The organism is Pedobacter terrestris, assembly GCF_052343045.1.
Lineage (GTDB): Bacteria > Bacteroidota > Bacteroidia > Sphingobacteriales > Sphingobacteriaceae > Pedobacter.
Genome location: NZ_CP180264.1, coordinates 2,789,596 through 2,811,226, shown reverse-complemented (window position 1 = coordinate 2,811,226; position 21,631 = coordinate 2,789,596). Strand labels below are relative to the sequence as shown.

Here is a 21,631-nt window from a genome sequence, read left to right as displayed (position 1 = left end):
TTCCTCAAATAAGCGTTATATAGACAGAAGCTCTCCTATTGGAGGGCTTCTGTGCTTTATACGAAAAGATAAAAACCAATTTTCAGTTTCCACGTTGTATTTTCACAACCATTGTTATGCAGATCCTTTGGAATTATTTAAAACCACATAAAATTCTTGTTGTCCTTTCTTTAATACTGGCTGCAGTTGCACAGCTCCTCAATCTGGTTGATCCGATTATTTTCGGAAAGATCATCGATCATTACTCCACAAATCAGAAAAACTTACCCGAAAGACAATTGATTACAGAAGTAAGTTATTGGTTGTTGCTGGCGCTGGCTGTTGCCGTTGTTGCTAAATGTTGCAAAGCCATTCAGGAATATGTAACCCGGAAAGCTGTAGCACGTTTTGGTATGAATATTTTCAACGATGGATTGAAACAAACCCTGAGGTTATCTTTCCAGGAATTTGAAGAAAGCCGAAGCGGAACAACCCTCGCTATTCTTCAAAAAGTAAAAACAGATGCAGAGCGATTTATCAACTCCTTTATAAATGTTCTATTTTCCTCTTTGGTAGGTGTAGGGTTTCTCCTTTGGTACAGCATCAACAAAAACTGGATTCTGGTTCCTGTATTTTTCATTGGCGTGGTTCTGCTGGGTTCGCTCACAGGTTTGGTTTCTAAACGGATAAAAACACTGCAACGCGCGATAAATCGTCAAACTGATGCACAGGCAGGAGTAATTACAGAAAGTTTGCGCAACATTGAACTGGTAAAAAGCCTCGGACTTACGTTTCCAGAAATTCGTCGGCTAAATTTGCAAACACTGAATATCTTTAAATTGGAGATGTTAAAAGCCCGTAAAGTGAGTGCGCTTTCTTTTTTACAGGGAAACCTGCTCAATCTGCTAAAACAATCTGTTTTGTTTATTTTGTTGTGGCTTATTTTCAGAAAGATCCTGAGTACAGGAGAATTGATTGCAATGCAATTTATTTCCACAGCCATATTTAATCCTTTGCAGGATTTAGGCAATATGATTGTTCTGTACCGGGAAGCTGATGCTTCAATGAAAAGTTTCGATGTGCTTATGCAAAAGCCTATAGAGCAAAGACCTAAGGATTCTGTAGAAGTAGCGGCATTACAAAGCATGTCTTTTGAGCATGTGGTATTCCGGCACAAAACGGCAAACTATAATGCAATAGATGACTTGTCATTTACTACCCGGCAAGGCGAAACCATTGCCTTTGTCGGCCCTTCAGGATCTGGAAAATCTACTTTAGTCAAGTTATTGGTTGGTTTGTATTTGCCGGTTGAAGGATCTATATATTTTAACGACATTAATTCTACAACCATACGCTACAACCCGCTCAGGCGACAAATAGGTTTCGTAACTCAGGATACACAGTTATATGCCGGAACCATCCGCGAAAATATGTTGTTTGTAAATCCTCTGGCCACGGATGAAGAAATTCATGAAGCTTTACGTAAAGCCTCGGCAACCGGACTTATTCAGCGGGCATCAAACGGGATCAATACCATTTTGGGCGAGAATGGAATGAAATTGTCTGGAGGAGAAAAACAACGGATTTCCATCGCGCGGGCACTGATCCGAAAACCCCGGCTGCTCATTTTTGACGAAGCCACATCCGCACTAGATTCTCTTACGGAAGAAGAGATTACTGGAACCATCCGCGAAATCTCTGAACGCCGTGAGCAAATGACCATCCTCATTGCACATCGATTGTCTACCATTATGCATGCCGATCGAATTTACGTATTGGAAAAAGGTAAAATTTCAGAAACAGGATCGCATGACGATTTGCTTCAACAGAAAGGCCTGTATTATTCCATGTGGCGCCAGCAAATTGGCGAACGACGCGTTTAGATATGGCTGAACTGAGGGTGTTTACCTGAACATAGAAATATTTTGCGTATTAATTTGTCTTGAATTAGTGGATTATGGCATGGTTTATGGATAATTTGTTATATGAACAAATTATTGAGCGCAGAAGATATTCTTTTCGAATGTTTATCCGAACTCTCAGCCAAATCGGCAAATACTGAGATTGAAGTGGGTAAAGATATCAATGAAGCCGTTTTAAAGGCGATGCAAAAACACACCGCGCAATATCTTGTTCGGGTTGATCGGTTTCTTCAGCGTTTGAGCAAACTCACGATTAAAGATCCATCAATCAAGATTCCGGATTTAAAATCGATCCGTAAAATGATTGCTCAACATCTTTAAGCCTGGATTTTTTATCGTTCCCGCTTATTCAATATTTTAGTTAATTCTCGTTACGGTTTGATTTTAAGATTCTTGTGTTGCTAAATCAATTACGGATCTCCGGCTAGTTCTGAAAATTACCGGCGTCAAAAATCAAATCCCGAAGAATTTTGCTTGTTGAGTCTGTTGAGAACGCAGGCAAAGAATTTCCGGTCCAAATGCTTACAAAATCAACATTTAAGCTTTCTTTCGCTTGTTTCCTTAATGCTGCAGTCAGTTTGTTTTGATACGGATACGGCAAAATGGAAGCTTTATCGCTAAAGTCTATAAATGTGTTTCTAATGCCGCGTGCATAACGGCCGGAAAAGTTTTTGCTAAGCACAATCTCATCTGGTTTGGCCTGCAAAAGTCGCTTTTTTTCGAAATCCATCAGGGCACTTTCTGCTGAACAAAGAAGTAAGCTGCCCACCTGGAAGGCTTGAGCACCAAGAATTTGTGCAGCGCCTAAGGTTTGCGCATTGTAAATTCCGCCTGCATATACAATAGGCTTTTTGCAGATTGCCTTAATTTGCGGAAGTAAAGAAAATCCGCCAATTTCAGGAATGTTTTCTGCTTCAAAACTGCCGCGATGTCCGCCAGCTTCAAAACCCTGAACGCAAATGATGTCTATGCCAGATTTTTCCAGCGCTACGGCTTCTGCAACACTTGTGCAGGTTCCAATTAATGTGGTATCATTTTCTTTGAATTTGCGGATGTTTTCTTCATCCAGATTGCCAAAGGTGAAGCTAACAATTCTACATCTTTCCTCAATTAATGCATCTACCTGATCGGTATAGCGTGTGATGGAAATTTCTTCAAAAGCCGGTAATTGTACATGCAGGTTATGCGCTGCTGCAAATGTTTCTATATATCTGCGTGAATTTTCATATTGATTTTCCAGCTCGATGGTCACTTCCGGAATCGCATTTACAAAGATATTGGCCGCAAAAGGCCGGTTGGTTAATGCTTTTGTTGCGCGGATTTTTTCTATACACTGCGCGGCAGAAAGATCGCCGAGTGGGAGTGAACCCAAAGCGCCGGCACTGTTAGCCGCTGCAACCATTTCTGGAGTGCCAACGCCAAACATTGGCGCCTGAATAATCGGGTAGTCAATTTCAAGTTGATCGCTAATGGTCGTTTTCCAATTCATTTCTGCAGATTTTACATGTGCATTTTCTTATCTCCAAATTTGGTGAATGAGGTTTGAAACATCAAAAGTTGACCTGAAATTTCACATTCAAAAAACATTTTTTGCTAATCAAGAGGGGGGTTAATCTTCCAGTTTTCTATGCTGTTCTCCCCAAATCTCCAATTGTTCAATTACTGGACGTAAGGCATAGCCAACGTGCGTAAGTTCGTACTCTACACGTGGCGGTACTTCAGGATATACACTACGTGTCAGGATTTTATCCTGTTCCAGTTTGCGCAGCTGCAAGCTCAACATCCGTTCGGTTATGTTGGGCAAATGTTTTCGCAGTTCACTAAATCTTAATTTTCCATTCATCAACCAGGAACAGATAACCAGCGCCCACTGACCACCAATAATATAAGCTGCATACACCTCCGGACATTCTTCGGCCAGGGCCTGTTTATTGGCAAAATTGGTTGATGTTTCCTTTATTTTCGTCATAACTTACATTTTTTATAGTACCCTACAATTGGTTGCCGGGGCGTCAAATATAGCTGATGTACCGTAATTTTGTACCCAATCAATCTAAAACACATGAAAACACTTATAGTTGTCATTCATCCAGATATGGAACAATCTGTCGTAAATAAACGCTGGGTAGATGAACTTAAACAATATCCTGATCAATTTCTCATTCATGATTTGCATCAGGTTTATCCCGATGAAATTATAGACGTTGCCGCAGAACAGCGTTTAATTGAAGCACACGATAAAATTGTTTTTCAGTTTCCATTCTATTGGTTTAGTTGTCCGGGTTTTTATAAAAAATGGATGGATTTGGTACTGACGCACGGTTGGGCATACGGCAGTAAAAGCGGATATAAAATGGGCGGTAAAACCGTTGCACTGGCGGTTTCAATCGGCGTAGATGAAGCGGAGTATAGCGCAAAAGGCGATTATAAATATACACTAAACGAGCTGCTGCGTCCGTTTGAGCTGAGTTTTGAATATGTTAAAGCAGATTATCGAACACCTTTTGCATACTACGGAATGGAATACAACAGCACACCAGAATGGATTGAAAAAAGTGTTCCTTTATATCTTGATTATTTGAATGCGTTGTAGCTTTTTTTACTAAGATTCTGTTAGATGTTCAGGAATGTGGAAACCAGATTTTCCCATTCCTGCATCAGCGAAACATCCGGGCGGGATTGCCTGGCATTTTTATACCAATAGTCGGCATTCCAAATGTCGCCTTCCTTGCGGTGAAGATAGGCATGAACCCAGGCAGAAGAACGATCATGCAACTGGTCTACTTGCTGATGCGCACGATTCCAATCTCCTTTACCATCATACCAAAGCGCTTTTAGTTGCACAGAAAGGTCGGCATCAGGGGCCGTATTTTTTAAAGTAATTTTAAATTCATCAAGGCTTTTCATACTGTGGTAAGGTAAGATTTTAGATGAGGATTTCTACATACCAAAATCTGATTTAATGCTTTAAAAGCAAATCGACCGTAACGCCAATCAGTATCGCAATGATTCCAAAACTAATCATCCCTAAAAAATAAGCCAGCAGAGATTTCAAGTAAGCAGATATTTTAGATTTATCAAAAAACTGGCCCATTGCCCAAATGGTGTAAACCAAACAAACCATTCCGCCAAACTGCAAAATATCGATATGAAAAATGCCACTTGGAATAGAAAAAACCGCCAGAATCAACATCGCCATCCCCATGATAAAACACATCAGAATCAGGATTTCGAATAAATTATAGCCTTGCTTTCTAAAAAATAATTTTGCCCAAAAGGCAATGCAAATACCCATAATAATATTGGTGTAACCGTAGTGAGATTGAATCCACTTAAAAATTGCGCCTGTTGCCGATTCCTGTTTTTCCATATATCGGACATAACCTTCTTCAATGTGGAAAAAATGGCTAATAAAGGAATAAATAAGTGAGGTTACAATAATGAAAATGATGGGTTTAACCAATCGACTTCGGTTTTCTGTAAGGTAATTTTTGATGTTTTTACCAGGATTGGTTATCAGCTCGCGGATGGTGTACAAAATGCCACGTTCAAAATGGAGGATATGCTCCATTTCATGTGTAAGATAATGACCGTCAATTCTTTTTAGCTGGGCTGGCTGTCCGCAGTTGGAACAGTAATTTTGTACAATATCGGTATTGCAGTTTTTACAAATTATCATCTGATTTGAAATAAGGACACTTTTCTGTGCCCGAGAACATTAATAAATATATAGCCAAGTTATGGATTTTTTTGAAATCGTTAAATAGGTTTACGTCAAAATTATCAATTCAGGAATTTAGATTAGACCTGTACACGCTGGACAATTTTCCAATAAAAAAAGGGCAGAAACTTAAATCTGCCCCTCAGGTTTATTCTTATGGGTAAACTGATTTACCTGATTACTGTTTATCTATGCTTTAGTTATTTTGGATTTTCTCCAATATGCCAATGCAGCGGTTAGAAAAATAACGGCAGTTGTAATATACACCCACGATGGAACCGGAACAGGATCGCCTTTGGCGTAAGAGTGAAGTCCGGATAGGTAATAATTTACGCCAAAATAAGTCATTATTACTGATGAAAAGCTTAGTAACGCCAATAAGTTGAATAAATATTTTCCCTGCATTTTTGGAATCAGACGTACGTGCAATACAAAGGCGTACACAAAAACCGAGATAAATGCCCAGGTTTCTTTCGGGTCCCAACCCCAATATCTTCCCCAACTTTCATTGGCCCAGATTCCACCAAGAAATGTACCTACGGTTAAAAGAAACAAACCAATGGTTAAAGACATTTCATTTACAATGGTCAGTTCGTTGATAGATTCTGCAACTTTTTTGGAGATTTTTTTATTGCCCACTATGTAAAGTAGCATAACCACCATACCAATTAGCGCCCCTAAACCAAAGAAACCATAACTGGCCGTAATGATGGCCACATGAATCATCAACCAGTACGATTTTAAAACCGGAACAAGTGGAGTAATTTGTGGGTTCATTTGAGAACCGCCATGGGCAAAACCCATTAGAATCACGGCAATTAAACAACCTGCGGCGGGAATAAATGCATTGCTGTTGCGGTATTGGAACATGCCTGATAAAACACCAATCCAACTGATAAACATAACGGCTTCATATCCGTTACTCCAGGGCTCGTGTCCGGAAATATACCAGCGAATACCTAACCCAAAAGCTTGAATAGCAGCTGCAATACACAACACTACAAAGCAGGCGCGGATTAAATTTTTGAGCAATTTGGAATCGCGGAAGAGTTTTACAAAGCCAAGAAACAAAATGATGGTACCGAGGATAGAGTAGGTAATCATCAGTTTAAAGAAAACATTCCAGGAGTTGTAGCTAATTTCCCAATTGATTTTTGCTGCAGATGGAATCACGTCGCCGCCCAGTTTTTGTTGGATATTTTTTAATTTATCCAGTTCTATTTTGGCTTCTTTCCAATTTCCGGCAGCAACCTGTTTTAGATAAAGTGACATCGGATCATCCATTCCGGCTTCTCTGAAACTTCTGCCTTCAGCAATTGCTGCCCACTTATGATTGGGATCATTTGGAATTGGCATGACGCGCATATATTGGCCGCTCATGAGCACTTGCATGGCTTGCAGTTTATCATTCAGCTCAATTACTTCTTTATCGAAACTATTTTGTTCCGAAGCTTTTTTCGCGAACGCCTGCATGTATTCACGTTCCAGTCTGAAATGTGCATTGCCATCGCTTCCCATTTCATACAGGTTAAAAAGGGTAGTATAACCTTGTTCGTTTGCACCAACAATAGTAGAGAGTTCTTTACCACCTTTACCACTCACTTTAATGATTGGCAATTGGGCCCAGTTAACCGGTTCTATCATTGCAGAAAGCAAAAACTGGTTGGCCGTTAAGCCACTAAATTCATCTTTACCGTAAATTCTGCGCAAAATATCAAGCGCCATTGTATTTACAGGTTCAAATCTTCCATCTACATTCTGAACCATTAAAGAACCAAATTCATCTGCATGTTCGCGATCAATGTGTGTGCTGGACGTTGGTGCGCCGGCAATATTTGATGTTGTTTCTGTAGCAGTTTGCGGGGCTGTATGTACGTGGTTGAGTCCAGAATCTGCTGCGTGATTATGCACAGCACCAGATTCTTCTGATGGGCCATGCATATCAATTTTTTGCCCAAATGCAGAAGTGCCAAAACCCAACATCAACAAGAGCATTACAGCACGGGAACGCGATAATTTTTTCAGTTTGTGATTGAGATCTGAAAAACGACTTCCTTTCCAGAAAAGGGTTACAAACATGGCGAGGAATAATAAGGTATAACCAACATATGTTGTGGTAGTTCCCCAGAAATCGTGGTTTACAGAAAGTATAGTTCCTTTTTCATCACCGTCATAACTCGATTGGAAAAAACGGTAACCCTTATGATCGAGAATATGGTTCATGAAAATTTTATACGGTTTAGTGGTGTTTCCATCCAGCAAAGTCACATCAGAAGAGTAAGACGCCGGACTGTTGCTTCCCGGATATTTCTCCAGAAGGAATTTATCCAGCTGAATGCGGAAAGGTGCATGGTAAATTTTAGAACCATAACCCAATGAAACGGTTAATCCATCAATTGCGGCCTGATGCTGAAATCCGGTAAGGCCTTTGCCTCCTCTAAAATTAACCGTGTCTACAGTATTTGCTGTTGAAATTTCCATAATAATCTGGTCGGGATCATGCTCATTTTTGGTTTTATCGCCTGGAAAAGCTTTAACTTCTCCCGGACTTGGTGGCTGTGGTACCACAAAAACCAGATTTCCGATGGTATATAAACTGCGTAAATTCAGCGGAACTGCAACGTCTGATTTAGCCAAAACCCCACGGGTTTGCGTTGCCATAATCATGAAATTTCCTTCCAACGGACTGCTGATTTTCAATGCGCCTTCTGTATCTGAAAAATTTACTGCACCAGCTGTTTGGTTGTTGTAACTCACCAGTGTATTTTCGATTAATTGTGTGGTACCGGAAGGGATAAATTTATTTTCGCGGTTTCCGCCAACCAATGTAACCAAATGGAGGATTTGTTTCCCATTCGGTTGAGCAATTAAACTGTCTTGTGCTCTGGGTACAACGTCTAACAAACGAACGGTAACCAACTGCCCCATAAAATCGTATTGAGATTTAAAGCTTTTACGAAATATGGAAAGATAACCAGGAACATCTTTAGGGATAAAATTTGCTTTAACATCATCGTAAGCCAGTGCTTGTTCGCCCTTTGCAATCTGCACTTTAAGGAAAGAACCGTCTGAAACAATTTCATCGCTGCTGCTGCCTTCACGAATATGCATTGCGCCTTCAAAACTGATGTAGCGTGTAATCGCTCCGCCGATAAAAATTAAGATAAAGGCCAGGTGAAATACAAGTACAGGCCATTTTTCTCTTCTGAACAAACGGTATCGTACAATATTGCCAATGAAATTTAACATCAATATCACCATCACCAGCTCAAACCACCAGCTCTCGTAAACCAATGCTTTGGCTACGGGTGTACCGTAATCGTTTTCAATAAAAGTGGCAATGGCCATAGCCAGGGCGAAAAGAAGGAGCATAAAACCCGTGGTTCGGGTAGAGAAGATAGTTTTGGTAATTTTGTTCATCAAATCGGATCTGTAGAAGATATTGGTTTTTCTGGCCGCCAAGTTACAACCTATGTTTTGCCAGGTGAACGTTTTCTGTTAATTTGAATAAACGATGACCGTCGGGTAAGGAGGAGGAAAGTCTGTGGTCAGAGGTCGGGAGTCCGAAGAATAAATCTAAAGGCCATACTTCCAACTATAAGAAACTGCTTTATGTAAGTTTAGTATTGCATACCAGCACTCCGTACATCAGACTTTCCGACTTTAAGAAGTGTTAGGCAAATAACAGGTTTAACGCCAAAACATCGGTCTCCGGACTTTCCGACTTAATTGCTACTCCATAACCGGATAGAAATCCTTCATACTATTTGTATAGATGCAATAATCTACTGTAGAATTCCAGAAAGCAATTTTCTTTAATTCCGGCGCGCCCAGGGGCATCAGCATGACAGAACGTTTTCCATCAGAGCGTTTATCTGCAGCAATTCTGTTGTCCAGTGCGGTATCAAGGTAATATAAATAGTCATAAACAAACTCTGTATAGCTGCGTTTAGAAACCGCATCCAAACTTTTCATAACCACTTTTTCATAGTTGTTGCTTAATGCCTGTTGAAATTCTACCGCGTTTAAAGGTTTACCACTCAGCATGGGCATTATATTAAACTGACCATCAATAAAAGCCCATTTTTTTAAATCTTTAAGGTAAACTTCTGTAGCCACATGGCCAGGCGAACCTTTTCTGTTTTCTGCATCTTTGGTTTTCAGATACAATACGCGAGCTGGAAAACCATAGGCCGTAAGTTGGTCTCTGAGTACAATGGCATAGGCAAAACAAGGAAATCTGCCACCGGCTTTGGCTTCATTCAGAATAGAAATTCCATCACTTCCTTTGGGCGAGTTTCCACCGTCATGTTTCCATTGATGATGTGTCCAGTTTAAAATAGCGAGTACTTTTTCGGTATCTGATTTTTCACCGGCAATCAAATCTGCTATTGGATATGTTTTTCTTAAAGAATCGAAGTAAGCATGTTTCTGGTTTTCAAAAGACAAATGGATATCCGAAGTAGCATTATTGGTTCCGTAAGCGATTTTATCCCATTGGTATGGCGTTGCCGAAATAAACGTATTTGCAGGCGCCGCATCTCCTAGTTTTACATAGAACGATTTCGTTTCTCCGGGTTTTATCGTAAAACGCAAACTGTCCAGATCTGTTCTGAATGCAAAACTTTCGCTTTTTCCATAAAGTTTAAGGCTCATGGTATCGCGTTCAATTTCAGGCGAAATTCTCCAGCGGTTTTCATACCAATCTTGCCCGATTGCGATATCGGCACGCTCAGAAGAGGCAAGCAAAAGTGGTTTTTTGTTAAAACTTTGCTGCGCGAAAGCGGTGCAAGAGAAAAATGTACAGGTAATTGCCTGAAAAAGAATGCGAATTTTCATTGAGGATAACTTAGTTCTTAAAGATAGGCAATCTGTGAGATTTAAAAATTGATTCGCTGAATAAGTTACAAAACCTTCTGTTCTGGTATTTGGTGTCTGTTTATGTTTTAACAAAGGAAGTACGAAATTGCTGTGGCGACAATTGCGTTTTATTTTTAAACAATCTGGTAAAGGATTGTGGATGTTCAAAACCAAGTTGAAAAGCAACTTCACTGACGGTTTTATCCGTAGCGGTTAGCAGTTCTTTAGATTTTTCTATCAGTTTAGTATGGATATGTTGTTGTGCATTTAAACCGGTAAGTGAACGCAGCATATCGCTGAGGTAATTCGGTGTAAAATGTAGTGTATCGGCCAGAAACTGAACCGTTGGAACGCCCTTAGTTGCGGTTTCGTTTTCCTCGAAATATGCATCGAGCAAATCTTCAAGTTGCTGAAGCAAATCATTTGTAACCACTTTCCTGGTCAGAAACTGGCGTTTATAAAAACGTTTGGCATAACTCAAAAGCAATTCAATTTGCGCGATAATGACCTCATGACTAAAATCGTCAATCCTGCTGTTCAATTCATTTCTGATGATGGTGTAAATAGACGTTATGGTTGATTTTTCTTGCTCTGAAAGATGAAGCGCTTCGTTTGCAGCGTAGGAAAAGAAGCCAAACTGCTTAATTTTTTTGGCCAAAGGATAACCACGGAGAAAATCTGCATGGATTAGCAATGAGTAACCTTCATTATCGGCATAATCTGCAGTGCTACCCATAATCTGATTGGGCGAGGCAAAAAGCATGCTGCCCTGGTCAAAATCGTAATAGCCTTGTCCGTACCTGATTTTTCCACCAAATTTGGTTACAAAGGTGATTTTATAGAAGTTTAATACATAACTCTCCGGCAGGCTGCACATTTTAAGATAACCATTAGAGGCATCGAGCATCGTAATAAGCGGATGTGTTGGGCCTGTCAGATTGTGGGCACGGTGTACATCGGCAATCGTTTCCAGTTTAGTTAAATTCTGCATGTCATTTTTAAAAACTTTAAAGATACTTAAATGACCGGTTGATTTTTAAACAAACGGTCAGTATTCCGATTGTTGGATTCAAAATTTTTACCAGGGGACAATGCCTTCCGGACCTGTAAAAGTTCCTGTTGGTCCATCCGTTTCCAATGCTACGCGAACAGGTTCACGGGCGCCCACTTCCAGACTGTCAGTTCCTTGAAAGTTATTCAGTGCTGTGGCGGTAAAACCCGGACTTACTGCATTCACTTTGATGTTTTCTTTCTCCAGTTCAATGGAGAGTGCCAGGGTAATTGCGTTCATGGCTGTTTTGGAAGCCGCGTATACTACACCGAAGCTTTCTCTTGCCCAGGATTTTGGATCAGCATTCAGGGTTAAAGAGCCTAAACTGCTGGAGACATTGACAATGCGCGCCGCCTGAGCCTTTCTAAGTAAAGGCAGAGCGGCTTGTGTTACCGCAATTACGCCAAAAACATTGGTTTCCCAAACGGTTCGAACCTCGTTAAGCGTTGCGGTAAGTGCTTTTCCGTCGGCTAGCATATCCTCCATAGATCTATCCGGGCTTCCGCCGTGCGAAACCCCAGCGTTATTCACCAATAAATCCAGTATACCATATTCTTTCTCTATTTGCGCCATTGCGGTACTCACAGTGCCTTGCTTGGTTACATCCAACTCAATGGCGATTGCATCTGGTCCAATTTCGGCTGCGGCTTTTTCGCCTTTTTGCAGATTGCGCACGCCCATAAATACGACATAGCCATTGGCTATAAGTTCTTTCGTAACCTGATAGCCAATGCCCTGGTTTGCTCCGGTTACCAATGCTATAGGTTTTTGTTTCGTTGCTGCTTTAGTTTGATTTTCCATAAGAATGAAATTTATTTAAAGAATGCAACAAAGATCGGTTTACCACACGCAGCAGACTTAACCAAATCAAGGAGATTGATAACCTAAACAGGGATTGAATCGTTTTTTCGGAGCTTAGTGTCGGTTTTTGGGGAACAATCTGCACAAGTGCGCTACTTAATCTATAATTAGATCGAGTTGTGATTTCATTTTGAAATGACTAGGCTCCAAAACTTTTAACTCGTCACTATTCGATACACGATATATTTTGATCTGGTCATTAGTATATCAGTCTTCCAAAATAATATACTCCCAATCGATTTTTTAGGGTTTATTTAATGCTGACTGACCAAAAAAAGACTAGTTGGTTACCTCTTCTTTACCTTTTTATTACCTATTTATTACCCCTTAGGTAAAGAATAGGTAACCAAGGGGTAAACAAAGGGTAAACCAGGTGTAAACCTGGTATATAGCAAAGTCCCATATTTTGCCCGTCGAGAGGATTATATGAAGTTTCATTTCAACGACGTTTTCCTCCGGATTTTCTCCGATTATGTCTGCTGAGCAGGATCAAATTCTATAATCCACTCTATTCCATAGCGGTCTCTGAACATGCCTGCATATGTTCCCCACGGACTATCTGCAATCGGCCCTTCTACGGATCCATCTGCAGATAAACCGTTGAAAATTTTATCAGCTTCTTCCTTACTTTCCGCGCTGAAGTATATTTTAGACCGATTTTCCGTCTCACTTACGCGGCCGAGGACTTCGGGCACATCATTCGCAATCAGTAAATTGTGTTTTCCGATAGGTAAGGCGATGTACATGATTTTATTTTCTTCGTGTTCCGGTACCTGAAATTCAGGGCTGGACAAATCTTTAAACCGGACCACCTTTGTAAATGCTCCGCCAAAAACAGATTGGTAAAAATTGAATGCTTCTTCGGCATTGCCATTAAAATTGATCCAGGGATTTATAGTACTCATAATTTAGCTTTTTTGGATGAATTAAGCAGTTTGACTTTTGGTATACATGAATGTACAAATAATGTGATAATCCATAAAGAATTTTTGCAAATGCTGCAGTAATGGAAGCAAATTGCTTATGAATATTTATGTTTTACTTCTCATTCTTATAAGCTATCGGTTTAGGGAGGTTTTTGAATCTCAATATTGCTGCAATCGGGAAAAGTTTAAGTTGTTCGTTTTTTCTGAACAAAAAAAAATAGTTCGTGTTGAAAATGTATGCACAGCATGCATGACGCAATTTGTCCGGCCAGGCATTTAGCTGAGCATTATGAACAGGCCAAAAAAATGAAAAACATGTCTGAAAAAGAAAAAACAACCCTAGAAAATCCAATTCAAAAATACCCAAGACCTCCGTTTGTGAAACAGCCTCAAGAGGTTCCGGGGCTGGCATCAAAAATGAATCCCATTCCCGATCATGGAGAGGAGAGCTACAAAGGTTCAGGAAGATTATCGGGCCGTAAAGCATTAATTACCGGGGGCGATTCTGGAATCGGCCGAGCTGCGGCGATTGCCTATGCAAGAGAGGGCGCTGATGTGGTCATCAACTATCTTCCGCAAGAACAATCTGATGCGGATGAAGTGCTGGCACTTATTGCTGCCGCAGGAAGAAAAGGCTTTGGGATACCTGGAGACATTACGTCTGAAGATTTCTGTAAGGAGTTGGTAGAGCAGGCGGCTGCGAAGCTTGGCGGAATAGATATATTGGTTAACAATGCAGGTCATCAACAGGCTGTAGATTCTCTCCTGGATATCAGTACGGAACATTTTGATACGACGATGAAAACAAATGTTTATGCACCGTTCTGGATTACAAAGGCTGCACTTCCAATTTTACCGGAAGGTTCTGTAATTATTGCCACAAGCTCCGTACAGGCTTATGATCCGTCGGAAAACCTTTTCGATTACGCCCAAACCAAGGCCGCAAATGTAGCGTTTGTAAAATCTTTAGCCAAACAGCTTGGACCAAAAGGTATTCGGGTAAATGGCGTAGCGCCTGGTCCGGTATGGACACCATTGCAGACCAGCGGCGGGCAGCCGCAAGACGCCATAGTAAAATTTGGAGAAGTTACGCCATTAGGCAGACCGGGTCAGCCGGCAGAGCTGGCATCGATATTTGTGCAATTGGCAGATTCTGCTGCAAGTTACGCTACCGGACAAATTTATGGTTCGGCAGGAGGCAACGGACATCCTTAGTTTTAAAAAAGGTCACTGGAAATGAGTAGATCAGAGAATTATGACTACAGAGCACAGAATGATTAAAATTGTAGGCGTAATTCTTGCTACTTATTTCCTTTTAACCTCTTGGATTTGGACATATTACTCAAATGTTTTCATATCATATCCATTTGGAATCATCAGTTTTTTTATAATGATCTATGCGCCTTCTTCGTATTGGAATAAGGTAATTAAGTATCTTTTGATAACTGGGGTGATTTCCTCGCAAATTGCATTGTTTTTATATAGGTAGAATTGGCCAGCGAGGATCTTAGTTATTCTACTCCCACACCCTTTTGTGCATGATCCTGGATTTCCTGCTGCGCTCGAAATGACAGATCGATGAAAACATTGGCGGAACAAAAAAAGCCTTGATTTCTCAAGGCTTTTTTTGTTCGATTTTGTAAAGAAGTACTCGGGGCGGGAATCGAACCCGCACGACTTTTAGGGTCACAGGATTTTAAGTCCTGCGTGTCTACCAGTTCCACCACCCGAGCAGGTGATTAACCTTTTAAATTTAAAAGCCTTCTTGAAGGAAGGCTTTTTGGAGCGAAAGACGAGATTCGAACTCGCGACCCCGACCTTGGCAAGGTCGTGCTCTACCAACTGAGCTACTTTCGCATTAAACTTGAACAGTGTGTCGTTCCGTTTTGGTGATGCAAATATAGACAGATTTATACTTCTGTCAAGGGATTTTTTATTAAAATTTTAATATTTATTTTAACCCATTGGCTTTCAGTGCAACTAAAATTAAATCATTTTCAAAACCTTTACTTTGAAGGTAGGCCGTCAGCTTAATTTTTCGTTTAAAAGCGTCAGACTCGGTTAAAAGTTGAGATTTTTTTGTCAGTAAATCTTCCAGAACTTTAGAATAATCATCATCATCCATACTGTAAAGCGCCTTTTGGATCATTTTTTCCGGAACACCTTTCAGTTTTAAACCCTGTTTAATTTTTATCCGTCCCCACTTTTTAATATTAAATTTTCCCGATACATATTGTTTTGCGAAGCGCTCTTCATTTAGAAAGTTGTTCAAAATCAGCTCGGTAATAATTTCTTCCAGCTCGTCACCACGAATGCCCCAATCCAATAATTTTCCCCTTACTTCTTTTTGTGAACGTTCCTGATATGCACAGAAATTTTCGGCCTTGGCCAAAGCCTGTTTTTTGTCTAATATTGCTGCCTCTTGTTTACCGCTTTTCATAAATATTTATTGAAATTCGTAAAAATAAATACGAATACCACATTTTTTCTGAAACTAAAGAATGCAAATATCAACTTATACCGTCGAAAAAATTGCGCAGGTTTTGCGTGCAGAAGTTTATATTCAGTGTGAAAATACTGCCATTCAGCATCTTGTTACCGATAGCCGCTCTATACTTCTGGCAGAAAGTTCGCTATTTTTTGCAATTAGTAGTCATCGCGATGGACATCAGTTTCTGGAAGATGCACATCAGAAGGGTATTCGTAATTTTGTGATCAGTGATGAAAAATATAAAGACCTTTTTCCGGACAGCAATTTTATCGTAGTTAGAAATGTACTGCTGGCGTTGCACATGCTCGCAAAATATCATCGGCATACATTTGATCTCAAAACCATTGGCATTACCGGCAGTAATGGAAAAACCATTGTTAAAGAATGGCTTTACCAGCTTTTGGGGACTGATTTCGACGTTGTGAGAAGTCCGAAGAGTTACAACTCACAAATTGGGGTACCTTTGTCCGTCTGGCAGATTGCTGCCGAAAATAATCTTGGGATTTTTGAAGCAGGTATTTCCGGAATAAACGAAATGGATATTTTGCAGGAGATTATCGATCCTCAAATCGGCATTTTAACCAATATTGGTGCGGCACATGCCGATGGATTTGCATCTTCCAAAGAAAAATTACTTGAAAAACTAAAGCTTTTTAAAGACTCGGCCTTACTGATTTATTCGCCAGATTATACAGCGGAACTTGCTGCGTCAGAAATTCCCGGCAAACAAAAGTTTACCTGGAGCCGCAAACAACCGGCTGATTTGCAAATTCTATCTGAAAATGGGTTAAGTGGCAATACAAATCTGAGTGCACGGTTTAACAACAATACGATTACTTGTCAGCTTCCTTTTAACGATCAGGCTTCTATAGAGAACGGCATAATTTGTTGGGCAGCACTGCTTGCGCTGGGTTATGATGCATCAGATGTTGCAATTAAATTGGCTAAGCTTGCGCCGGTACACATGCGTTTAGAACTCAAAAATGGCATCAACCAATGCTCCATTATTGATGATTCGTACAGTGCAGATATTTCATCTCTGGCCATTGCACTGGATTTTTTAAACCAGCAAAACCAGCACCCGAAGAAAACCGTTATTCTTTCTGAGCTCTTTGAAACCGGAAAAAATGACGCGGAACTTTACGCAGAAATATCAGCTTTGCTGCAACAAAAACGGATAAGCCGATTAATCGCCATTGGTATACACCTATCAGAATACAAGCATTTGTTTCCATTTGAGGCAGATTACTTTGCAGATACCGAAGCTTTTATACAGGCTTTCCCAAAATTGCGTTTCGATCATGAAACCATTTTGGTGAAAGGAGCGAGGCGTTTTGACTTTGGCCGGATCAGTAAACTGCTTACCCAAAAGATTCATGATACCGTTTTAGAAATTGATCTGAATGCGATGTTGACCAACCTTCAGTTTTACCGCTCGAAACTAAAACCTGGAGTTAAAATTATGGCAATGGTGAAGGCATTTTCTTATGGTAGCGGAAGTTTTGAAATTGCCAACTTATTGCAGTTTCACAAAGTGGATTATCTTGCCGTAGCGTATGCTGATGAGGGTATCGCTTTGCGAAAATCGGGTATCAGCTTACCGATTATGGTTATGAGTCCGGAAGAATCTGCTTTCGATGCGATTATACATTATAGACTGGAGCCGGAAATTTACAGTCTGGATATTCTGAAAAGTTTTCTGCTCGCATTGGAAAACAAAGAAGATCATTTTCCTATTCACATTAAAATTGACAGCGGGATGCACCGCTTGGGTTTTGATCCTGCAGATTTGTTTGAGTTGAGCGCGATTTTACAGGCAGATAAACGGATACATGTGCTAAGTGTTTTCTCCCATTTGGCCGCCAGTGATGCTGCGGAGCACGATGGATTTACGCAGAAACAAATCGACATCTTTAAGCAGGCAGCAGAACATTTGCTGGCCAACTTGCCTTATAAACCATTGCTGCACATTTCGAATACATCAGGCATTAGCCGCTGGCCAGATGCGCAGTTAGATATGGTGCGTTTGGGGATCGGTTTATATGGATTTGACGCAGCATTGCCTGAAAATACCGGATTGCAAACCGTTATGACTTTAAAAACCACAATTACACAGGTGAAAAATTTAAGTGCTGGAGAAAGTGTAGGCTACAGCAGAAAAGGCATGCTGCAAAATGGCGGCAAAATTGCCACGGTGAAAATTGGATATGCAGATGGCTATAGCCGCGCTTTTGGAAATGGAGTAGGCCGAATGTTGGTTAACGGACATTTGGTGCCAACTATCGGTTCTATTTGTATGGATATGACGATGTTAGATATTTCTGAGATCGATGTTAAACCCGGCGACGAAGCAATTGTTTTCAACGAAAAACATACGATTATGGACCTTGCAACCGTGATAAATACCATTCCATATGAAATTTTAACCAGTGTATCGCAGAGAGTAAAACGGGTTTATTTATATGGATAGTTTATTTATTAACCATCTAAGAGATGTGAAAACATCTAAGGTTTTTCAACGCTGTTGAAAGGAAAAAGAAAATCTTCCGTGGTTTTTGTGTTTACGTGGCAAACTTTTTTGGCGATTTTTTACTATTTAAGACACCTAAGGACATCGAAGAAGTTTAATGCTGATCATAAAAAAAGAAAAACTTCCGTGGTTTTCGTATTTCCGTGGCAAACTTTTTTGGAGATGTTTTACCACCTAAGACATGTAAGAACATCTAAGGTCTTTCAATGCTGTTGAAAGAAAAAAAACTTCCGTGGTTTTCGTATTTCCGTGGCAAACTTTTTTGGAGATGTTTTACCACCTAAGACATGTAAGAACATTTAAGGTCTTTCAATGCTGTTGAAAGAAAAAAGACTTACGTGGTTTTCGTGTTTCCGTGGCAAACTTTTTTGGAGATGTTTTACCACCTAAGACATGTAAGAACATTTAAGGTCTTTCAATGCTGTTGAAAGAAAAAAAATCCGTGGTTTTCGTGTTTCCGTGGCAAACTTTTTTGGAGATGTTTTACCACCTAAGACATGTAAGAACATCTAAGGTCTTTCAATGCTGTTGAAAGGAAAAAGAAAATCTTCCGTGGTTTTCGTGTTTCCGTGGCAAACTTTTTTGGAGATGTTTTACCACCTAAGACATGTAAGAACATTTAAAGTCTTTCAACGCTGTTGAAAGAAAAAAAACTTCCGTGGTTTTCGTGTTTCCGTGGCAAACTTTTTTGGAGATGTTTTACCACCTAAGACATGCAAGAACATTTAAGGTCTTTCAATGCTGTTGAAAGAAAGAAGACTTCCGTGGTTTTCGTGTTTCCGTGGCAAACTTTTTTGGAGATGTTTTACCACCTAAGATATGTAAGAACATTTAAAGTCTTTCAACGCTGTTGATAGTAAAAAGAAAATCTTCCGTGGCGTTACATGTTCCGTGGCAAATAATGATAAATTTGTGCCATGAATAAACTTGGCAAGGTGCTGTTAAATTACCTCATCAAAGGATTGTTGATTGTTGTTCCCATTGCGGTAAGTATTTTTATCGTGGTTTGGGCAGTTACAACGGTAGACAGTTGGGTGAATGTAAATAATATTTTAGGCGTAAATCCAATTACAGGAGAAAGCCGCAATATTCCGGGTTTGGGTTTGCTTACGGTCATTCTCATTATTTTAGTGGCCGGCATTTTTGTAACCAATTTCGTAACCGAACCCATGTACAATTGGTTTCAAAGAGTGATGCATCGTTTGCCTTTGCTCAATTTTATCTATTCTTCCATTAAAGACCTTACAGAAGCTTTCGTTGGCGATGAGAAAAAATTTAATCATCCGGTTTTGGTAGAGGTAGAGGGCGGTTTAAAAAAGATTGGATTTTTAACGCAGAATGACCTTACAAAGCTCGAACTTCCGGATGAAGTTGGTGTCTATTTTCCTTTGTCCTATTCTTTCGCAGGTCAGCTTTGTATTGTGCCGCGTTCTAAAGTCAAAGATTTGAATATGAGTGCCGCGGATGCTATGAAACTTGTAGTGAGCGGTGGCGTAAGTGGATTATAGAATGGTTAAAATTTACCACAACGGCAGTTGCAGTAAGAGTCGTTCTGCACTGCATATTCTGGAAGAATTGAACCATCCATATGAATTTGTAAATTACCTTATAACGCCGCTAAATCGCGATGAATTGATGACGTTAATTGGGCAATTGGGTATTTCTGCTGAAGATTTAATCCGTAAAACTGAACCTGTTTTTAAAGCGCAATACGCCGGCGCACTTCGTAGTGATTCTGAATGGATTGATGTTTTGCTTGAACATCCAATTTTGATGGAAAGGCCAGTGGTTGTTGCCGGAAATTCGGCTGTAATTGCCCGTCCACCAGAAAAATTGCTTGAGTTTCTAAAATCGAAAGGCTTTTAATGTGTTCGACTTACAGTCATCACAATGATGCAAATGAGTATAATTAAAAAAAGCAAACGCGCATAATATTCATTGATAAACAAACCCATTGCAATTAAGATGTCGTCATCTACATTGCTTTGTATTGTACCACTTCCTGTAGCCGAATTGTATAGAATCTGTTTTTCCTTATGGTTGTTGATTGTCCAGCGTTTCAGCCACGAATTTTGAAATGACCAATCCAGTTGTTCGCCATTGTTCATGGTAATTTTTGCCTTGAAATTTGTCCATTCAAATGCAATTGTGGCCAGTATTTGATGCTGACTGTCTAACACGGTTGTTGTAGACTGAAAAATTCCATTGCTTTGGAAAACAAAAATCCCGCTTTGTAGGGTGGCGATAGCCGAATTGCGTAAAGCACTAAAATTTAGTGTAAAGCGCAATTGTCCATCAGAAAAAACCTGATAGTTGCTGTCAAATATGCCTTTTCTCCAGTTTAACATAAATCAATTTGAATTGCAAGTCTGTATAACCATTAAACAACCTTTTAGTTTGATGATGTTCAGCGCAGGTATGCATTCCGGCTTTACAGGTTGCAACAGTGAACGCGATGTGATTTTGTGGATTAATCCCTTTTAAGAATTAGAGCAACTGAGATTGAGTTTGTTACGTTTTTAGACAAAAAAAAAGTATCCCGAAGGATACTTTAAATTTTCTGTTGTGTTGATTAAAAATTCGGTTTCAACACATATTTGTTATAGAAACGGAATATATGCTCCGTTGCTTCTTCTGCGGTATCTACTACGCGGAAAAGATTTAAATCCTCTTCATGAATATTGTGTTCTTTTTGCAACATCGTGTTTTTAATCCAGTCAATTAAACCACTCCAATAGTCGCTGCCTAACAAAATAATAGGGAAGCGGGCAATCTTTCCGGTCTGGATTAATGTTAAGGCTTCAAAAAGTTCGTCCATCGTTCCAAATCCACCAGGAAGTACAATAAAACCTTGGCTGTATTTCATAAACATTACTTTACGCACGAAGAAATAATCGAACTGTAATAGTTTATTGTGGTCGATATATTTGTTGTGAAACTGTTCAAAAGGCAATTCAATGTTTAATCCAACAGATTTACCGCCATTGGTGTGGGCGCCTTTATTTCCAGCTTCCATAATTCCTGGGCCGCCGCCGGTAATTACTCCATAACCTCTATCGGTAAGTAATTTACCGCATTGCTCGGCCAGTTGATAATATTTATTGGTTTGTGCGGTACGTGCAGAACCATAAATGGTTACGCAAGGACCAATTTTGGCTAGTTTCTCAAATCCGTCAACAAATTCGGCCATTATTTTAAATATCTGCCAGGAGTCGGTAACTTTTATTTCCTGCCAGTCTTTATTTTCAAACGCACTTCTAATTTTTTCTTCGCTCGTCATATTGTATGCT

At 40.0% G+C, this 21,631-nt stretch carries 19 protein-coding genes and 2 tRNA genes; 7 read left to right on the top strand and 14 right to left on the bottom strand.

The window, feature by feature from the left end:
• The first annotated feature begins 116 nt into the window (after positions 1 to 116).
• Together ACJVDH_RS11895 and ACJVDH_RS11890 are read left to right on the top strand one after the other, a co-directional pair.
• Positions 117 to 1,862 (top strand): ABC transporter ATP-binding protein, encoded by a 1,746-nt coding sequence (locus ACJVDH_RS11895; protein WP_443943623.1) that lies wholly within the window; start codon positions 117 to 119, stop codon positions 1,860 to 1,862.
• Between the two features lie 102 nt (positions 1,863 to 1,964).
• Positions 1,965 to 2,222 carry a hypothetical protein gene (locus ACJVDH_RS11890; protein WP_443943622.1) on the top strand — a complete coding sequence of 86 codons (258 nt, stop codon included), beginning with the start codon at positions 1,965 to 1,967 and terminating at the stop codon, positions 2,220 to 2,222.
• 103 nt (positions 2,223 to 2,325) lie between these two features.
• On the opposite strand, the gene ACJVDH_RS11885 is transcribed toward ACJVDH_RS11890, so the two are convergent.
• Both ACJVDH_RS11885 and ACJVDH_RS11880 read right to left on the bottom strand, forming a co-directional pair.
• Positions 2,326 to 3,390 (bottom strand): NAD(P)H-dependent flavin oxidoreductase, encoded by a 1,065-nt coding sequence (locus tag ACJVDH_RS11885; protein WP_443943621.1) that lies wholly within the window; start codon positions 3,388 to 3,390, stop codon positions 2,326 to 2,328.
• Positions 3,391 to 3,510: 120 nt separating this feature from the next.
• Positions 3,511 to 3,870, bottom strand: a complete 360-nt coding sequence (locus tag ACJVDH_RS11880; protein ID WP_443943620.1) for a winged helix-turn-helix transcriptional regulator — start codon at positions 3,868 to 3,870, stop codon at positions 3,511 to 3,513.
• Between the two features lie 93 nt (positions 3,871 to 3,963).
• Here ACJVDH_RS11880 and ACJVDH_RS11875 point away from each other — a divergent pair, with 93 nt between their 5' ends.
• Complete coding sequence (locus tag ACJVDH_RS11875; RefSeq protein WP_443943619.1) at positions 3,964 to 4,494, top strand: NAD(P)H-dependent oxidoreductase; 531 nt, start codon at positions 3,964 to 3,966, stop codon at positions 4,492 to 4,494.
• A gap of 20 nt (positions 4,495 to 4,514) precedes the next feature.
• Here the strand turns inward: ACJVDH_RS11875 and ACJVDH_RS11870 are convergent, their stop codons facing one another.
• The 7 genes from ACJVDH_RS11870 to ACJVDH_RS11840 all read right to left on the bottom strand — a co-directional run bounded on the left by ACJVDH_RS11870 (position 4,515) and on the right by ACJVDH_RS11840 (position 13,299).
• Positions 4,515 to 4,808, bottom strand: coding sequence for a hypothetical protein (locus tag ACJVDH_RS11870; protein ID WP_443943618.1), 294 nt, complete (start codon positions 4,806 to 4,808; stop codon positions 4,515 to 4,517).
• Positions 4,809 to 4,860: 52 nt separating this feature from the next.
• Positions 4,861 to 5,580, bottom strand: coding sequence for a DUF3667 domain-containing protein (locus ACJVDH_RS11865; RefSeq protein ID WP_443943617.1), 720 nt, complete (start codon positions 5,578 to 5,580; stop codon positions 4,861 to 4,863).
• Between the two features lie 231 nt (positions 5,581 to 5,811).
• Complete coding sequence (ccsB, locus tag ACJVDH_RS11860) at positions 5,812 to 9,042, bottom strand: c-type cytochrome biogenesis protein CcsB (RefSeq protein WP_443943616.1); 3,231 nt, start codon at positions 9,040 to 9,042, stop codon at positions 5,812 to 5,814.
• Between the two features lie 312 nt (positions 9,043 to 9,354).
• Positions 9,355 to 10,461, bottom strand: coding sequence for a transglutaminase domain-containing protein (locus ACJVDH_RS11855; RefSeq protein ID WP_443943615.1), 1,107 nt, complete (start codon positions 10,459 to 10,461; stop codon positions 9,355 to 9,357).
• Positions 10,462 to 10,561: 100 nt separating this feature from the next.
• On the bottom strand, positions 10,562 to 11,473 hold the full coding sequence (locus tag ACJVDH_RS11850) for a helix-turn-helix domain-containing protein (RefSeq protein WP_443943614.1): 912 nt from the start codon (positions 11,471 to 11,473) through the stop codon (positions 10,562 to 10,564).
• Positions 11,474 to 11,560: 87 nt separating this feature from the next.
• Complete coding sequence (locus ACJVDH_RS11845; RefSeq protein WP_443943613.1) at positions 11,561 to 12,334, bottom strand: SDR family NAD(P)-dependent oxidoreductase; 774 nt, start codon at positions 12,332 to 12,334, stop codon at positions 11,561 to 11,563.
• A gap of 530 nt (positions 12,335 to 12,864) precedes the next feature.
• Positions 12,865 to 13,299, bottom strand: a complete 435-nt coding sequence (locus ACJVDH_RS11840; protein WP_443943612.1) for a VOC family protein — start codon at positions 13,297 to 13,299, stop codon at positions 12,865 to 12,867.
• 336 nt (positions 13,300 to 13,635) lie between these two features.
• Here ACJVDH_RS11840 and ACJVDH_RS11835 point away from each other — a divergent pair, with 336 nt between their 5' ends.
• Positions 13,636 to 14,535, top strand: a complete 900-nt coding sequence (locus ACJVDH_RS11835; RefSeq protein ID WP_443943611.1) for an SDR family oxidoreductase — start codon at positions 13,636 to 13,638, stop codon at positions 14,533 to 14,535.
• Between the two features lie 433 nt (positions 14,536 to 14,968).
• Here the strand turns inward: ACJVDH_RS11835 and ACJVDH_RS11830 are convergent.
• From ACJVDH_RS11830 to ACJVDH_RS11820, 3 genes are all read right to left on the bottom strand, one after another.
• Positions 14,969 to 15,053: transfer RNA gene (locus ACJVDH_RS11830), tRNA-Leu, on the bottom strand.
• 48 nt (positions 15,054 to 15,101) lie between these two features.
• Positions 15,102 to 15,177 (bottom strand) — tRNA-Gly (locus ACJVDH_RS11825).
• Positions 15,178 to 15,271: 94 nt separating this feature from the next.
• Positions 15,272 to 15,760: a regulatory protein RecX gene (locus tag ACJVDH_RS11820; protein WP_443943610.1), complete on the bottom strand. Its 489-nt coding sequence runs from the start codon at positions 15,758 to 15,760 to the stop codon at positions 15,272 to 15,274.
• A 61-nt stretch (positions 15,761 to 15,821) separates the two neighbouring features.
• Here ACJVDH_RS11820 and ACJVDH_RS11815 point away from each other — a divergent pair, with 61 nt between their 5' ends.
• The 3 genes from ACJVDH_RS11815 (at position 15,822) to ACJVDH_RS11805 (ending at position 20,207) form a co-directional block, all read left to right on the top strand.
• Entirely contained in the window at positions 15,822 to 18,281 is a 2,460-nt protein-coding gene (locus tag ACJVDH_RS11815) for a bifunctional UDP-N-acetylmuramoyl-tripeptide:D-alanyl-D-alanine ligase/alanine racemase (protein ID WP_443943609.1), read from the top strand.
• Between the two features lie 977 nt (positions 18,282 to 19,258).
• Complete coding sequence (locus ACJVDH_RS11810; protein WP_443943608.1) at positions 19,259 to 19,849, top strand: DUF502 domain-containing protein; 591 nt, start codon at positions 19,259 to 19,261, stop codon at positions 19,847 to 19,849.
• A gap of 1 nt (position 19,850) precedes the next feature.
• Entirely contained in the window at positions 19,851 to 20,207 is a 357-nt protein-coding gene (locus ACJVDH_RS11805) for an arsenate reductase family protein (RefSeq protein WP_443943607.1), read from the top strand.
• Here the strand turns inward: ACJVDH_RS11805 and ACJVDH_RS11800 are convergent.
• A complete protein-coding gene (locus ACJVDH_RS11800; protein ID WP_443943606.1) occupies positions 20,204 to 20,689 on the bottom strand; it encodes a hypothetical protein in 486 nt (161 codons plus the stop codon). The two genes, ACJVDH_RS11805 and ACJVDH_RS11800, sit on opposite strands and share 4 nt — an antisense overlap.
• A 224-nt stretch (positions 20,690 to 20,913) precedes the next feature.
• On the bottom strand, positions 20,914 to 21,621 hold the full coding sequence (locus ACJVDH_RS11795) for a TIGR00730 family Rossman fold protein (RefSeq protein ID WP_443943605.1): 708 nt from the start codon (positions 21,619 to 21,621) through the stop codon (positions 20,914 to 20,916).
• Between the last annotated feature and the right edge of the window lie 10 nt (positions 21,622 to 21,631).

Coding starts and splice junctions, on each gene's coding strand:
- ACJVDH_RS11895 (WP_443943623.1), top strand. CDS start 117: ATGCAGATCCTTTGGAATTATTTAAAACCACATAAAATTCTTGTTGTC.
- ACJVDH_RS11890 (WP_443943622.1), top strand. CDS start 1,965: ATGAACAAATTATTGAGCGCAGAAGATATTCTTTTCGAATGTTTATCC.
- ACJVDH_RS11885 (WP_443943621.1), bottom strand. CDS start 3,390: ATGAATTGGAAAACGACCATTAGCGATCAACTTGAAATTGACTACCCG.
- ACJVDH_RS11880 (WP_443943620.1), bottom strand. CDS start 3,870: ATGACGAAAATAAAGGAAACATCAACCAATTTTGCCAATAAACAGGCC.
- ACJVDH_RS11875 (WP_443943619.1), top strand. CDS start 3,964: ATGAAAACACTTATAGTTGTCATTCATCCAGATATGGAACAATCTGTC.
- ACJVDH_RS11870 (WP_443943618.1), bottom strand. CDS start 4,808: ATGAAAAGCCTTGATGAATTTAAAATTACTTTAAAAAATACGGCCCCT.
- ACJVDH_RS11865 (WP_443943617.1), bottom strand. CDS start 5,580: ATGATAATTTGTAAAAACTGCAATACCGATATTGTACAAAATTACTGT.
- ccsB (WP_443943616.1), bottom strand. CDS start 9,042: ATGAACAAAATTACCAAAACTATCTTCTCTACCCGAACCACGGGTTTT.
- ACJVDH_RS11855 (WP_443943615.1), bottom strand. CDS start 10,461: ATGAAAATTCGCATTCTTTTTCAGGCAATTACCTGTACATTTTTCTCT.
- ACJVDH_RS11850 (WP_443943614.1), bottom strand. CDS start 11,473: ATGCAGAATTTAACTAAACTGGAAACGATTGCCGATGTACACCGTGCC.
- ACJVDH_RS11845 (WP_443943613.1), bottom strand. CDS start 12,334: ATGGAAAATCAAACTAAAGCAGCAACGAAACAAAAACCTATAGCATTG.
- ACJVDH_RS11840 (WP_443943612.1), bottom strand. CDS start 13,299: ATGAGTACTATAAATCCCTGGATCAATTTTAATGGCAATGCCGAAGAA.
- ACJVDH_RS11835 (WP_443943611.1), top strand. CDS start 13,636: ATGTCTGAAAAAGAAAAAACAACCCTAGAAAATCCAATTCAAAAATAC.
- ACJVDH_RS11820 (WP_443943610.1), bottom strand. CDS start 15,760: ATGAAAAGCGGTAAACAAGAGGCAGCAATATTAGACAAAAAACAGGCT.
- ACJVDH_RS11815 (WP_443943609.1), top strand. CDS start 15,822: ATGCAAATATCAACTTATACCGTCGAAAAAATTGCGCAGGTTTTGCGT.
- ACJVDH_RS11810 (WP_443943608.1), top strand. CDS start 19,259: ATGAATAAACTTGGCAAGGTGCTGTTAAATTACCTCATCAAAGGATTG.
- ACJVDH_RS11805 (WP_443943607.1), top strand. CDS start 19,851: ATGGTTAAAATTTACCACAACGGCAGTTGCAGTAAGAGTCGTTCTGCA.
- ACJVDH_RS11800 (WP_443943606.1), bottom strand. CDS start 20,689: ATGTTAAACTGGAGAAAAGGCATATTTGACAGCAACTATCAGGTTTTT.
- ACJVDH_RS11795 (WP_443943605.1), bottom strand. CDS start 21,621: ATGACGAGCGAAGAAAAAATTAGAAGTGCGTTTGAAAATAAAGACTGG.